At 66.1% G+C, this 13158-nt stretch carries 12 protein-coding genes and 1 pseudogene; 4 read left to right on the top strand and 9 right to left on the bottom strand.

The window, feature by feature from the left end:
• Window positions 1-127: 127 nt before the first annotated feature.
• Window positions 128-1465: a D-amino acid dehydrogenase gene (locus EAG14_RS21210; protein ID WP_121730055.1), complete on the top strand. Its 1338-nt coding sequence runs from the start codon at window positions 128-130 to the stop codon at window positions 1463-1465.
• A gap of 81 nt (window positions 1466-1546) precedes the next feature.
• A complete protein-coding gene (locus tag EAG14_RS21215; protein WP_121730056.1) occupies window positions 1547-2119 on the top strand; it encodes an NAD(P)H-dependent oxidoreductase in 573 nt (190 codons plus the stop codon).
• Window positions 2120-2303: 184 nt separating this feature from the next.
• Here the strand turns inward: EAG14_RS21215 and EAG14_RS23505 are convergent, their stop codons facing one another.
• From EAG14_RS23505 to EAG14_RS21225, 3 genes and pseudogenes are all read right to left on the bottom strand, one after another.
• Window positions 2304-2720, bottom strand: a complete 417-nt coding sequence (locus tag EAG14_RS23505; protein WP_240457092.1) for a hypothetical protein — start codon at window positions 2718-2720, stop codon at window positions 2304-2306.
• A 53-nt stretch (window positions 2721-2773) separates the two neighbouring features.
• Window positions 2774-3349: pseudogene (locus EAG14_RS23790) on the bottom strand (hypothetical protein); the annotation flags it as partial.
• 191 nt (window positions 3350-3540) lie between these two features.
• On the bottom strand, window positions 3541-4332 hold the full coding sequence (locus EAG14_RS21225; protein ID WP_121730057.1) for an alpha/beta fold hydrolase: 792 nt from the start codon (window positions 4330-4332) through the stop codon (window positions 3541-3543).
• 187 nt (window positions 4333-4519) lie between these two features.
• Here EAG14_RS21225 and EAG14_RS21230 point away from each other — a divergent pair, with 187 nt between their 5' ends.
• Window positions 4520-5041: a flavin reductase family protein gene (locus tag EAG14_RS21230; protein WP_099657393.1), complete on the top strand. Its 522-nt coding sequence runs from the start codon at window positions 4520-4522 to the stop codon at window positions 5039-5041.
• A 91-nt stretch (window positions 5042-5132) separates the two neighbouring features.
• On the opposite strand, the gene EAG14_RS21235 is transcribed toward EAG14_RS21230, so the two are convergent.
• The 6 genes from EAG14_RS21235 to minC form a co-directional block, all read right to left on the bottom strand.
• A complete protein-coding gene (locus EAG14_RS21235) occupies window positions 5133-6644 on the bottom strand; it encodes a DUF4832 domain-containing protein (RefSeq protein ID WP_121730058.1) in 1512 nt (503 codons plus the stop codon).
• Window positions 6645-6938: 294 nt separating this feature from the next.
• Entirely contained in the window at window positions 6939-7565 is a 627-nt protein-coding gene (locus EAG14_RS21240) for a hypothetical protein (protein ID WP_121730059.1), read from the bottom strand.
• Window positions 7566-7681: 116 nt separating this feature from the next.
• A complete protein-coding gene (gene yccS / locus EAG14_RS21245; RefSeq protein ID WP_121730060.1) occupies window positions 7682-9883 on the bottom strand; it encodes a YccS family putative transporter in 2202 nt (733 codons plus the stop codon).
• 146 nt (window positions 9884-10029) lie between these two features.
• On the bottom strand, window positions 10030-10296 hold the full coding sequence (gene minE, locus EAG14_RS21250) for a cell division topological specificity factor MinE (RefSeq protein ID WP_099657390.1): 267 nt from the start codon (window positions 10294-10296) through the stop codon (window positions 10030-10032).
• 3 nt (window positions 10297-10299) lie between these two features.
• Complete coding sequence (minD, locus tag EAG14_RS21255; protein ID WP_099657389.1) at window positions 10300-11118, bottom strand: septum site-determining protein MinD; 819 nt, start codon at window positions 11116-11118, stop codon at window positions 10300-10302.
• Window positions 11119-11162: 44 nt separating this feature from the next.
• Window positions 11163-11918: a septum site-determining protein MinC gene (gene minC / locus EAG14_RS21260; RefSeq protein ID WP_099657388.1), complete on the bottom strand. Its 756-nt coding sequence runs from the start codon at window positions 11916-11918 to the stop codon at window positions 11163-11165.
• Window positions 11919-12147: 229 nt separating this feature from the next.
• Here minC and EAG14_RS21270 point away from each other — a divergent pair, with 229 nt between their 5' ends.
• On the top strand, window positions 12148-13128 hold the full coding sequence (locus tag EAG14_RS21270) for a DMT family transporter (RefSeq protein ID WP_121730062.1): 981 nt from the start codon (window positions 12148-12150) through the stop codon (window positions 13126-13128).
• Window positions 13129-13158 lie beyond the last annotated feature (30 nt).

A 13158-nucleotide genomic window follows, 5' to 3' on the forward strand; every position in this document is an offset into this window, starting at 1 on the left:
TTCAAGTTCGAAGAGGCCAGGTTAACAACAGAAAAATGGCACCGCCAAACATTAGCGATGCTGATGATTTTGGAGTAAGTTTAATTTTGCTTTTACTCAAATGCAATGTCGCGCACACTGCGCCCTCATGAAAACCATTGTTTTGGGCGCCGGCATCATCGGCATCAGCACAGCGTGGCACCTGCTGGAACGCGGTCATGAAGTGATCGTCGTCGATCGCCAGCCCGACGCTGCCTTGGAAACCAGCTTCGCCAACGCGGCGCAGATCTCGGTGAGCTACTGCGAGCCGTGGGCCAACCGCGAAGCGCCGCTCAAGGCGCTCAAATGGATGTTCGACAAAGAGGCGCCACTGCTGTTTCGCCCGCAGCTCGACTGGGACCAGTGGCGCTGGGGGCTGAAGTTTCTCGCGCAGTGCAACGACGTGGCGTTTGAGCGCAACGTGCAGCAGATCGTGGCCCTGGGCGCCTACAGCCACGCGGCCCTCAAGGACCTGGTGGCCAGCACCGGCATTGAATACAACCGGCTCGAACGCGGCATCGCCCATTTCTACACCGACCAAAAATCGTTCGACGCCGCAGGCCACGCGGTGGACCTGATGCGCAAGTTTGGCGTGCAGCGCCGCCTGGTCAGCCGCGAAGAGTTGCTCCAAATCGAGCCCGCCTTTAAAGCCTATGGCGACAAGATCACCGGCGGCACCTACACCAGCACCGACGAAAGCGGCGACGCCCGCGTGTTCACGCAAGAGCTGGCCCGCCGCTGCGCTGCGCGGGGCGCCCAGTTCCTCTACGGGCACGACGTGCTGCAACTGAACAAGATCGGGGACGCTATTGATTCTGTAGCTGTTATCGCTCGCAACACGGGCGCTGGCGGCCAAAAAGACTTCATCCTCAAGGCCGATGCCTTTGTGGTGGCCTGCGGCTCGTACAGTGCACCGCTGCTGCGCACCGTGGGCGTGGATTTGCCCATCTACCCTGGCAAGGGCTACAGCGCCACCTTCCCGCTGCTCAAGCCCGAGGGCGCACCCATGGTCTCCACCATCGACGACGGCAAGAAGATCGCCATGAGCCGCCTGGGCAACACTCTGCGTGTGGCCGGCACCATCGAGCTGGGCGGTTTTGATTTGAGCCTGGATAGCCCCGTGGCCCGCGCCCGCTGCCACATGCTGTCGCGCCGCATTGCTGAAATTTTGCCCGGCGTGTGCGACACCCGCACGCCCGAAGAAGGCGGCAACCCCGAGTACTGGACCGGCCTGCGCCCCGCCACGCCCACCAACATTCCATTCATCGGCCAAACCCGCGTGGGCAAGCTATGGGTGAACGCAGGCCACGGCACGCTGGGCTGGACGCACGGCGCGGGCTCGGGCAAGGCCATGGCCGAGCTGGTGAGCGGCGAAGTGCCTGCGATGAACTTTGGTTTTCTGGGTGTGCAGGCACCGCGCGCCGTGCGCGGCACCGTAGCGGCCTGAGCCCCAAGGGACGGCATGGCGCATTGCGGGCCATGCCGCTCACCACGGCATCACGGCCCCGCCGCCGCTACCATCGGCGGCATGCCGAACACCACACCGCACTCCCCGCACTATCTCTTTCTGACCACCTCCACCCGCGAAAGCGGCCACCTGGGCAACACCGAATGGCTGGCCCAGCAAGCCGCCGCTGCACTGCCCGCAGGCACGGTGCAAACCTGGCACCACCTGGCGCGCATGCACCTGCCACCGTTTGTGGACCTGCGCCACACCGTGGGCACCTACCCCGCGCCCGAGGGCGATCTGAAGACCCTGCTCGACGCCACGCTGGCGGCTACGCACATCGTGTTCGTGTCGCCGGTGTACTGGTTCAGCATTCCGTCGCCGCTCAAGACCTATCTGGACCACTGGAGCGGCTGGATGCGCGTGCCCGGCCTGCCCTTCAAGGAGCAAATGGCCGCCAAGTCGCTGCAGCTCATCACCACCAGCGGCGACCGTGCCAAAGCCCAGCCGATGATTGACTCGGTCGAGCTGTGTGCCAAGTTCCTCTCCATGCCCTGGGGCGGTGCCCTGTGGGGCAAGGGTGGCCCACCCGGTGCTGTGCAGGCCGATGCAGAGGCCGTGGCGCAGGCCGCGCGCTTTTTGCTACCAAAATAGGAGCTTCTAGCGCTTGATAGATAAGCGCTAGCGCCTGTTTTTATTAATCCAGCCTCTTTGAGCTTGAAAAGTCCGTTAGGGCTGAGCTTGTCGAAGCCAGGGCACAGGCTGTGCGGCGCTTCGACTGCGCTCAGTGAACGGTTCAAGTAAGTTCGTGCCGGATCAACAACCCAAACCGTGGCCCTCAACGCGCCATAGCGGGGGCTGCCGTACCCGCTACGGCATCACCGCCGTCCAGCAGCCGGGTGTTCATCCACTGGCGCAGGTCGCGCCACATGGCGCGCACCTCAGTGTCGGGCGGCATGCGCAGGGCGTGCTCCAGCTCAATGGTGACCACCGGCACGCCCCGGTGCAGCCCGCCGTAATGCCCCAGCGAGCCGGGGAACACGCCCAGCTTGTCCATGCGCAAACGGCCCAGCCGGGCAGGCGGGTCGTGCGGGCCGTCAAAGTCCAGCACGCCATAAGGCGCGTGGATGCTGACCACCAGCTGGGGCTGGAACTGCTCCATCTGCTGGTGCAAAAACCGCGACTCGGGCTCGGACAGCGGCGTGTGGCCCGGCCAGCGGCGCGGGTCTTTGCGGGTGCGCTTTTCCCAGTACACCGGCGCGTCTTGCGCCCAGCCGGGGTGGGAAAGTTGCGGTTCAGGTCCACTCCGCTGGCGTTGACCCGCGTGGGTTTGGGGGCCAACAGGCCATCGGGGTTGAGCACGGGGATAAAGCGCCAATGCACGGGCGGCTGCGCCGCGCCACGGTCCCCGCCCTCGGCCCCCGCCAGGCCAATCCAGCGCAAGGCCAGCGAGGCGGCCGTGAGTTCGTCGCCATGCATGGCGCCCACCACCAGCACGCGCAGCGGCGGGACATCGGTGGCCGGGGCAGGCGCCCCCGTGCGTAGCACCACATCGCGCCAGTACAGCGGCACGCCTTGGCCTGATGCCGCGCCGCTGGGCTGCAACTGCGTGGCCAGGCACTGCGAGCGTGTCACACCGGGCAGGCGCGCCAACAGCAGTTCGCAGGCGGCTTGCGTGGCTGGCTCGGACATCCCGGGCGCAGCCGTCGCAGACGTCTCCACCCCAGAGGGCGCCGTCGACGCTGGCACCGTGGCAGCGGGGCGGGGCTGCGCCTCAGCACCCATGGGCTCCATTGAGTCCCTTCGGTACCTTGAATGGACTGAGCCAGGCACGGCCAAGTTGCCCTGCACTGCTGCGCGCCCTTCCAGCGCTTTCAACCCCATCGGGCCCGAAGGCGCGCGGCCGTACACACCGCCGGACGCGGGGCCACCAGGCCACAGCTGCGTGGGCACCCACAGCACGGCGGCCAGCGCAGTGACCACCGCACTCGCCGTCGCCACGGTCCACGCCGGGGAACGTGCTTGGGAATGCCCCCGGTGCCGCGCCCCCTGGCCTGCGGGCTGCGCAGCGCCGCTCAATGCAGCACCCGCTGCGTGGCCAGAAAGTCGAGCAACGCAGCGTCAAACGCTTCGGGGTGCTCCAGCTGCGGCCAGTGGCCAATGTGGGGCAGGCTCAGGTGCTGGGCGTCGGGCATCAACTCGGCCAGCGCCTGCAGCGCGGCGGGTGGGGTGCAGTGGTCGGCATCGCCCCCCAGCAGCAGCGTGGGGGTGTGCACATTCACCCAGGCCTGGGCCCAGCGGTCAAAGCCCTGCATGGCCTGCAAGGCGCGGCGGTAGGTGGCGGGGTGGACCTGCGCCAGGGCATGCTCGGCCAGCCGCACCCCCTCAGGCAAGGCGGCGGTGCCAATGCACTGCGGCACCAGGGTTTGCGCCAGCTGCTGCATGCTGCCGCCGGGCTGCTGCGCGGCGTCCAGCGCACGCTCGCGCGGGGCCAGCCAGGCTTGCACGGCCTGCGCATCCAGCGCGGGCCCGCCCGCGCACAGCACCAGGCGGTGCACCACCTCAGCCCTGCGCACCGCAACTTCCAGCGCCAGCATCGCCCCCATGCCATGGCCCACCAGCGTGACGGGGCCGCACTGCAGCGCATCGATCAGCGCCAGGCAGCTTTGCGCCAGGCCTTTGAAGGTGTAGGGCTCGATGGGTGCGCTGTGGCCATAGCCCGGCATGTCCCACGCCACGGCGCGATAACCAGCGCTGGCCAGCATCTCCAGCTGGGGGGCAAAGGTGAGGTGGTCGCCATCAGCGTCGTGCAGCATGAGCACGGTGGGGCCAGAGCCCAGGGTGGAGAAGGTGGGGAGCAAAGCCATACAGAAAATGACGGACGCCAAACAGGGCCGAGGCGGGCGGCGTGCCCCAGGCTGGGCCGCCTGTTGCATCGCGATTTGCGTAAGTCCTAAAGAAATAAGTGCCGAGTAACCCCCGCCGCACAGGCGCGCGGGCGGCACTCCATAATAGTTCCATCCCCCCTTGATGCAGGCCCCGCGCCCAACCTTTGTGAACAGCCCCTCGCCCCGCCCTGCCCTGGCACTGCCCCCCAGCTTCTCCTCCCGCGAGTTTCGCAACGCGCTGGGCATGTTTGCCACGGGCGTGACCATCGTCACCGCACGCAATGCGGCGGGCGAGCTGGTCGGGCTCACGGCCAGCTCGTTCAACTCGGTGTCGCTGGACCCACCGCTGGTGCTGTGGAGCCTGTCGCACAGCGCCAGCAGCATGCCCGCCTTTGCCAACGGCTCGCACTACGCCATCCACGTGCTGGCCGCCGACCAAAAGGCCCTGGCCGAACGCTTCGCCACCCGTGGCATCGACCGCTGGGCAGGCGTGGAACACCGCCCCGGCATCCAGGGTGCGCCCCTGCTGGCTGGGGCTGCCGCCACGTTTGAATGCTTCAACCGCAGCCAGTACAAGGAAGGCGACCACACCATCTTCGTGGGCGAGGTCGAGCACTGCGAACACCGCGAAGGTGCGTCGCCTCTGCTGTACCACGGGGGCAAGTTTTATACGGAGCACCCGTTGTAGGGCGCGTCTTTGCAGCGCCAGACGCTACGAATTTAATAGCTGCTAGCGCTTATTCCATAAGCGCTAGCAGCTATTTTTGTTTCAAACCCCATCACTGCACCTGCAGCGTGGTCCCCAACATGAGCCGCCCCGTGCTTGCCTGCCACTGCACACCCGTCACGGCGCTGTCGGCATTGGCAAAGCGCACGGCATAGGCGGGGGTGGCGGCCAAAGCGCTGGCAGCGTCAGGGGCACCAATGTGCACGCTGTAGCTGCCGGGGGCCAGGGTGGCGGGCAGGGTGACTTCGCCCGACCATTGCAGCGGCTCGCCAGGGCTGGCCTGGCGCAGGTCGGTGCCTGCCAAGGGCAGCACGGTGGCCACGTTGGTGGCACTGACCAGAGTCAGCGCCAGGCTGCGCGCATTCAGCGGCCGGGCCCAGCCCTGGTTGCTGAGGGCCACCTGCCACGCCAGCGTACCGCCCGGCGCGGCCACGGCGCTGTGCGCCACAGCGGTCAATTGCAGCCGGTAACCGAGCTTGCGCGACACATCGGCCATGCAGCCGCCCGCCTGCCACTGGGCGAAGAAGCCTTCGTAGTAGTCGCGGTTCAGGTAGGTCATGTGGTAGGCCGCGCCTTCGCGCAGGATGTCCTCACACGCCATGCGGGCCTGGGCCACCTCGGGCGGGGCGCAGGTTTCGCCGCCCGCTCCGGTCACCGCGCTGGCCTGCTGGGCATAGGTGCGCAGCGCCGCCGATTGCGCAGGCGTATCGGCCCAGTAGGTGCCGACGTCGTCGGGGCTGGCCAGAAAACAGTCGTTGTGCTGGCCGATGCGCGCGGCGGCCGTGGGGCTGGGGGCCAGCAGTTGCGCCAGGGTGGGCGGGGCGGTGTACCACGCGGCCACGTCGGCCGGGGTGCGCACGTGCACCTGGCGGCTGGTGGGCACGGCGGCCAGCAGGGCATCGCGCACAGCGGCTTTGTTGGCGGGGGTGGTGAGGTTGTTGGACGAGGTATGCCACTCGCCCCACGCACCGATGAAGCCGCCCTGCACAGCCGCAATCACGTCGGCATTGGCCTGCAGCACCGATTGCAGCTGGGTGAGGTGGCGCTTGACGCGCGAGAGCGTAGCGTCTTGCGCGTTGAGGTAATCGGCCTCGGTCTCAGGGTAGTTGTAGGCAAAGCGCACCACGGCCTTGAGGCCCTGTTTGCGCAGGTTGGCAAAGCCGGTGTTCAGCTTGGTGAGGTAGCTGCTGGGCAAGTCCTTGGTGCGGTAGGCGCTGAGGTCGGCTGGGGTGTAGACCAGCCGCTGCCCGTCTGCCACCACGTAGTCGAGCGAGGTGGCCGTGATCTTGGAGGGGTCGGAGGCAAAGCGGTAGAAGCCGCGCTCGGGGTTGGGGAAGTCCTGGTCGGACGGTGCCAAGCTGACCTGGGCCAGTGGGGCGGTGGAAGCCAGCGCCATGGCCTTGCCCATGGCTTTGGGCTGAGGTACCTCGGCTACAGCGGGCGGAGCTCCCGGCCCGCCGAACGAGATGGTGACACCATCGTTTTCGGCAGAGCCGCCGCAGGCTGCCAGGGCCGCGCAGCCCAGGGCCAGCATGGCCCACTTGATGGTGGTTGGTTTGTTCATGCGCCCCTCCGCAATAGTTGCCGCATTGTTACGCCAACCGAGATTTGCCGCCAGGGGGTGGGCGAGGTGCAATCGTGAGCGATGGCAACAGGGAGGGTTGGGGGGTGCGTGCGGGTTGGTGAAGAGAAGCTGGTATGCGACGCTGCGCGGTCACTAGCGATTCAGCGAAGCGGTCGCGCAGATTGTTCTGGCACCACGGAGCACCATGAACCCACTAAAGACGCCTGATACACGACTGCAGGTGTCTGGCCCCTGGTCGCAATCGACCACTGCGGGAGGACTTCATGGGAGAAATCAGGCCGCTTTAACCAGTTCGTTGGTGGCAGAGTTGATGACATACACACTAGCAAAGTGACTGCTCGCAAGTCCGACTTGTGTATTGATGAGCCCTAACAACTGCTCCCACATACCAAAGCCAAGTAGGGTCATGTCGTTGAATGCGATCAACAGAACAGTGTTTGCCGGATAGCTCTTTGCAGCCTTGCTAGTGAGACATTTCGCCACACCGTCCGCCGCCTTCTTCAGGTTGTGATTGCTATCAACGGCGACCATGGTCGCGTTTATCAGCTTCGAATTCTTGTCACGCGCTATGTGCCCCGCGCCTGGAGCGTGGCCCTGCAACTGCATCAGTTGACGCCTCAGCGCACTTTCCTCATCTTCAACACAAGTGATCTGAACATCAAATGATCGCTCACGCCAGCCAATTTCTTGGATATGTCCGTCAGCAACTCTTTTGTCATCAAAGCCCTCCACATACACCTCCAACCCGGGTTGCTTCAGGTGTAGAGCAAGTCTAGAGAGGGGGTACCACTCCTCAAGCAGCCGTTTTGCATCTCCTTTCCGAAGGTGAAAGGACTTATCACTGAGCGCCTGAATCTGCTTCTCAACGGCATCTGCGAACAAGAAGGCGGTATTTCGCATACGGTTACTCCTAAATGACTTGAATCAGTCGGAATGTAGGCAGCAAAATGGCCAATGCATCCCGGCCATCATGATGCGTTGAGTGTTGCCCACATAAGGACAGCAATGCCAACCCCTCACCCCCGCTCCACCATCTGCCGCGCCTGCTCCCTGAGCTGCGGAAACACCTTGCCCACCAGCTGCAGCTGGTTGGCCATCCAGCTCTGGGCGGGCGCTGCGGGCGGGGTTTGGCCAAACTGGCGCAGCACTTCGGCCACGGCGGGGGCTTGGGCGACGGGGCGGCGGCGGCCGCCCATTTCGCGCTGGGCGCGCTCTAGCTCGTCCGACAAATCCTGCAACGACTGCAGCAGTGCCTGGGCCGAGGCCTGGGTGGCTTCGTCCATGGGCTGGGCGGCTGCGCCGCCGCGCTGGGCGCCCAGGGCAGACAGGTAGTTGAGCTGCGTGTGCGACAGGCGCAAGAAGTTACCCACCACCTCGGCACCGCCGCGCACCCGCAAAGGCTCTTTGAGCATGGCGCTGTAGGAGTTGGACAGGGCGGCGTCGGCGTTGTGGGCGTTGCGGCGGGCCACGCGGTAGGCCAGGTGGTCGCGCTTGCCGCTTTGGTACTGGGCCAAAATTTCGCGCAGGTAGATGGCTTGCGTCTGCAGCGCCTGGGCGGCCAGCTGGGGCCACTGGCGCGACTGCCAGTGCGGCAGCACCAGCCAGGCGGCGGCGGCGGCAATGCAGCAGCCTACGGCGGTGTCGAGCAGGCGGGTGAGGATCACGCCCTGCGACATACCCATCTGGTGAAAGCTCAGCAGCAGCAGCGTGGTGACGGCGGCGGTGGCCAGCACATAGCGGGTGTGGCGTGCGCCAAAGAACACGGCGCCGCCCAGCACCAGCAAGGCGGCCTGGATGAAGTCGCCCGGGAACAGCTGAATGACCGCCCAGCCCAGTGCCAGCCCGATGGCCGTGCCCTTGGCGCGCTGCATGAGGCGTGTTTGGGTGGCGGCGTATTGGGGCTGGCTGACGAAGACGATGGTCAGCAAGATCCAGTAGCCATGCGGGTCGGCGGTGGCCTGCATGACGACAAAGCCCAGCACCAGCGACAGACTGAGCCGCACGCTGTGGCGCAGCCAGGGCGACTGCGCGCGGCACTGGGCGCGGATGCGGCCCCAGGCGTCGCGCAGGGTGCGGGGCTCGCGGTCAAACAGGCTGTAGTCCACCGCCGCAGAGGCGCCGGGCTCGTCCACCGGCAGCGCCAGGGCCCCGGCAAACACGCGGGCCAGGGCGGTGAGGTTGTGTCCCAGGGCGCGCAGCGAGCGCAGGGGCCGGGCCTGCGCGGCGCTGGGGTGTTCGCGCTCGATCTCTTCCTGGTGGGCCAGGGCGGCTTCCATGTCTTCAATGGCGCGCGAGGTGACGCCGGAGTGCACCGGCTCGGTCTGCTGCTGGATGGCCACCGAGAATTTGAGCGCCTGCTCGCCCAGCTGCGTGAGCACGCGTTGGCAGCGGTAGAGCACGTCGCTGTGGAAGAACGACTGGGCCAGCAGGTCGTAATGCTCGTGCGAAGAGCTGACACGCTCGTGCACGTCTTGCGCAGCCAGGTATTGATGCATGGCGGTTTGCAGCCACAGCGGTGGCGTGCCCCGGCCCATGCGGCTGATGAGGCTTTCTTTGGTGGCATTGAGCGCATCGACCACCCGCCCGTTGTGCAGGGCCAGCGCCATGCGGCGGCGCTCCAGGTCTTCGTCGCGCACGGGCTCCAGCAGCAGGGCCTTGAGGCGCAGGTATTCGCCCAGCATGGCGTACAACTTGGCCAGCCGATAGCGCACAGGGGCGCGGGGCATCACCGCGTTCCACAGCACCGACACCACGCCGTACCAGGCGGCCCCGCCCAGCATCAAGGGCGTGGCCACCACCGCCGCATCGCGACTGGTGTGGGCGGCCAGCGCTTCGTAGATGAACAGCACCAGCGAACCAAACGCAATGGCGCGGTAGCGCTCGCTCAGCGCCCCCAGCATGGTGAAGGTGAAGGCCGACAGCGCCATCACCCCCATTAGCACCCAGGGCCACGACACCGTGGCACACACCGCCAACGCCACCAGGGTGAAGCAGCCCATGGCCAGCAATTGCGCACGCAAGCGGCCGCGCCAGCTGTCATCGGTCTCGGTCAGGGCGCTGGCGATCACGCCCAGCAGCACGGGCATCAGCTCGGTCTGCCAATCCGCCCACCAACCATAGGCCAGCACCACGGCCAGCGCCAAAAACGCCCGCGCCCCGCGTGTGAAGCCTTCGTGGTTGCTGGCACGCTGCCAGCTGAGTTTCCAGGTTGTGTCCACCAAAATGCTCTCTACCCATTGGTATAGGGTTTACCCTGATTTTTTAAGCAATTGTCAGGCCAGTCACCGCAACACCGGCACAAAAAAGCCCGCGCCGCAGGGCTGCGGGGCGGGCTTGGGGGTGCTTGCCAGGCAGTGCCCGGCGTTCAGCGCACGGTGTCGGGCAGCTCGATCTTGACTTCGAGCACTTCCAGGTTGTCCTGGCGCTCCAGGTGCACCTTGAGGTCTTCGGGGCTGATCTTGACGTATTTGGAGATCACAGCCACCAGTTCGCGCTGCAATGCGGGCAGGTAGTCAGGCTCGGAGGCGTTGCGGCCATTGCGCTCGTGCGCCAGGATGATCTGCAGGCGCTCTTTGGCCACGCTGGCGGTTTTTTTCTTTTCGCCCAGAAGGAAAGAGAGGAACGAAGCCATGGCTTATTTGCTCCCGAACAGGCGTTTGAAGAAACCGGGCTTTTCGGCCTCGATGAAGCGCATGGGCTTGTCGGTCGCGCCCAGGAAGCGGTCGATCACGTCCTTGTACGCCTCGGACACATCGGTGCCTTGCGCATGGATGGCGGGCGTGCCCTGGTTGGACGATTGCAGCACCACCTCGGATTCAGGAATCACGCCGATGAGCTTGATGCGCAGGATGTCCTGGATGTCTTCCAGGCTCAGCATCTGGCCGTCTTCCACGCGGGCGGGGTTGTAGCGGGTGATGAGCAGGTGCTCTTTGATGGGCTCGCCGCCGTCGATGGCGCGCTTGGTTTTGCTGCCCAGCATGCCCAGGATGCGGTCGGAGTCGCGCACGCTGGAGACTTCAGGGTTGGTCACCAGCAGGGCCTCGTCGGCAAAGTGCATGGCCATGAGGGCGCCGCTTTCGATGCCAGCGGGTGAGTCGCAGACGATGTACTCGAAGTCCATCGCGGCCAGGTCTTTGAGCACCTTCTCTACGCCGTCTTGCGTCAGCGCGTCCTTGTCGCGCGTCTGGCTGGCGGCCAGCACGAACAGGTTGTCGCATTGCTTGTCTTTGATGAGGGCCTGGTTCAGGTTGGCTTCGCCATGGATGACGTTGATGAGGTCATACACCACGCGGCGTTCGCAGCCCATGATGAGGTCCAGGTTGCGCAGACCGACGTCAAAGTCGATCACAGCGGTCTTGTGGCCGCGCAGGGCGAGGCCGGTGGCAAAGCTGGCGCTGGTGGTGGTCTTGCCCACGCCACCTTTGCCGGAGGTCACGACGACGATTTTGGCCATGTGTTGCAGATTCTCTGTGGGTTGATACGAGGGAATGGAAGCCATCAAGCCAGGGGCTCGATGATGAGTTTTTCGCCCTCCAGGCGAACCTGGGCGGGCTTGCCGGCCACGTTCTCGGGCAGGGCGGTTTCGGTGGTGCGGTAAATGCCTGCGATGGAAACCAGTTGCGGCTCCAGGCAGGTGCTGAAGATGCGGGCTTCGGTGTTGCCCCGGGCCCCGGCAATGGCGCGGCCGCGCAGCGGGGCGTAGACGTGGATGTTGCCGTCGGCAATCACCTCGGCGCCAAAGCTCACCACGGCCATCACCACCAGATCGGCGCCGCGCGCGTACACCTGCTGGCCCGAGCGCAAGGGCTTGTCGACCACCACGGTGCCGGGGCCGAGGGTGGGCACTTCGCGCACGACCTCGACCTCGCGCACCACTTCACGCACCACCTCCACCGGGGCGGGCGCTTCGGCGCGGGCGGGTGGGGCATCGGGGGCGGCGGCCAGGCCTGCAACGCGGGCCGCTTCCATCTGGGCAGGGCTGCCGCCACGCACGGCCACGGGCAGGGTGCGGTGCTCGCGCAGCTGCTCAGTGATGGCGGCAAAGTCGATGGCGTCTTCGGCCTCACGCACGGGCGACAGGTCAATCAGCACCGGGTCGTAGTCAAAGAAGCCTGGGGCATCGGCCACACGGTCGGCCAAGTCCACGGCAAACTGCGCCGCGTCCGTGGTCTTGAGCACCACGGCCACCACCGGCAGTGAAGCGCTTTTGAGGTCAAAACTGGCGCGGGTGTGCGCCGCCGTTTCAGTGGCCATGGAGGGGTGTGTTGAGCAGCCACGCCACCGGGCGCAGCCAAAAGGCCTGAGTGTAGCGGCAGCGCGTGGCCAAGCCGCCACAGGCGGGGCAACCGCTCACATTCGGTTTCAAGGGACGAACGCCTGCGGCCAGGGGCGTCTGGGCGGCAGGGGCGAGGGTGGCAGGTTGGGGCATTCCCCCCTATTGAACCCCGAAGCGCCGCCCCTGTCACCTGACCATAATCAAGCCATGACCAGCCCCCGCGCACGCAAAACCCATCTCGACACCCTCTCCATCTCGCTGCTGCTGGCCTGCTGCATGTTCTGGGGGTTCCAGCAGGTGCTGGTCAAGGCCACGGTGGCCGAGGTGGCGCCGGTGTTCCAGGCCTTTGTGCGCTTTGCCCTGGCCACGGTGGCGGTGGCGGCGTGGTGCCTGTGGAGTGGCCTGCGCACCCCCGCGCCAAGCGCGGCAGGCGCTGTGCCCAGCCCCACACCGGCCGGTGCCGCAGACAAAGCCCCCCGGCTTGGCGGCTGGGGCCCGGGGCTGCTGGCCGGAGCACTGTTTGCAGGCGAGTTTGCGTGCATTTACGTGGGCATGCAGTACACCACCGCCTCGCGGCTCACGGTGTTTTTGTATGGCTCGCCGTTCTGGGTGGCGCTGCTGCTGCCGCGCTTTATCCCCGGTGAGCGGCTGCGCGGCTGGCAGTGGCTGGGCCTGGCTGCGGCCTTTGTGGGGGTGGGGCTGGCCCTGGGCGATGGCATGGCAGGCCGGGCCCCGGATGCCCACCCCTTGGCCTGGCTGGGCGATGTGCTGGGGCTGGTGGCGGGCCTGATGTGGGCCTTGACCACCGTGGTCATCCGCAGCACGGCCCTGGCGCGGGTGGCACCGGCGCAGCAGCTGCTGTACCAGGTGGCGGTGAGCGCTGCGCTGCTGCCGCTGCTGTCCTTGGCGCTGGGGGAGGTGTGGTCTTGGCACTTCAGCGCGTTTGCCTGGGCATCGCTGCTGGTGCAGGCGGTGGTGGGCGCGTTTGTGAGCTACCTGGCCTGGATGTGGATGCTGGCGCACTACCCGGCCACCAAGATGTCTTCGTTTGTGTTCTTGACCCCGGTGTTTGCGCTGCTGTTTGGCGCCAGCTGGCTGGGTGAGCCGGTCACGCCCTCGTTGGTGGCCGCACTGGCGCTGGTGGCCGTGGGCATTGTGCTGGTCAACCGCAAACCGGCAGCGGCCTGAGCCCTTGCCCAAAGGGCCAACCCACCCATT

It is taken from the genome of Acidovorax sp. 1608163, assembly GCF_003669015.1.
Taxonomy (GTDB): domain Bacteria; phylum Pseudomonadota; class Gammaproteobacteria; order Burkholderiales; family Burkholderiaceae_C; genus Acidovorax.

Coding starts and splice junctions, on each gene's coding strand:
- EAG14_RS21210 (WP_121730055.1), top strand. CDS start 128: ATGAAAACCATTGTTTTGGGCGCCGGCATCATCGGCATCAGCACAGCG.
- EAG14_RS21215 (WP_121730056.1), top strand. CDS start 1,547: ATGCCGAACACCACACCGCACTCCCCGCACTATCTCTTTCTGACCACC.
- EAG14_RS21225 (WP_121730057.1), bottom strand. CDS start 4,332: ATGGCTTTGCTCCCCACCTTCTCCACCCTGGGCTCTGGCCCCACCGTG.
- EAG14_RS21235 (WP_121730058.1), bottom strand. CDS start 6,644: ATGAACAAACCAACCACCATCAAGTGGGCCATGCTGGCCCTGGGCTGC.
- EAG14_RS21240 (WP_121730059.1), bottom strand. CDS start 7,565: ATGCGAAATACCGCCTTCTTGTTCGCAGATGCCGTTGAGAAGCAGATT.
- minE (WP_099657390.1), bottom strand. CDS start 10,296: ATGGCTTCGTTCCTCTCTTTCCTTCTGGGCGAAAAGAAAAAAACCGCC.
- minD (WP_099657389.1), bottom strand. CDS start 11,118: ATGGCCAAAATCGTCGTCGTGACCTCCGGCAAAGGTGGCGTGGGCAAG.
- minC (WP_099657388.1), bottom strand. CDS start 11,918: ATGGCCACTGAAACGGCGGCGCACACCCGCGCCAGTTTTGACCTCAAA.
- EAG14_RS21270 (WP_121730062.1), top strand. CDS start 12,148: ATGACCAGCCCCCGCGCACGCAAAACCCATCTCGACACCCTCTCCATC.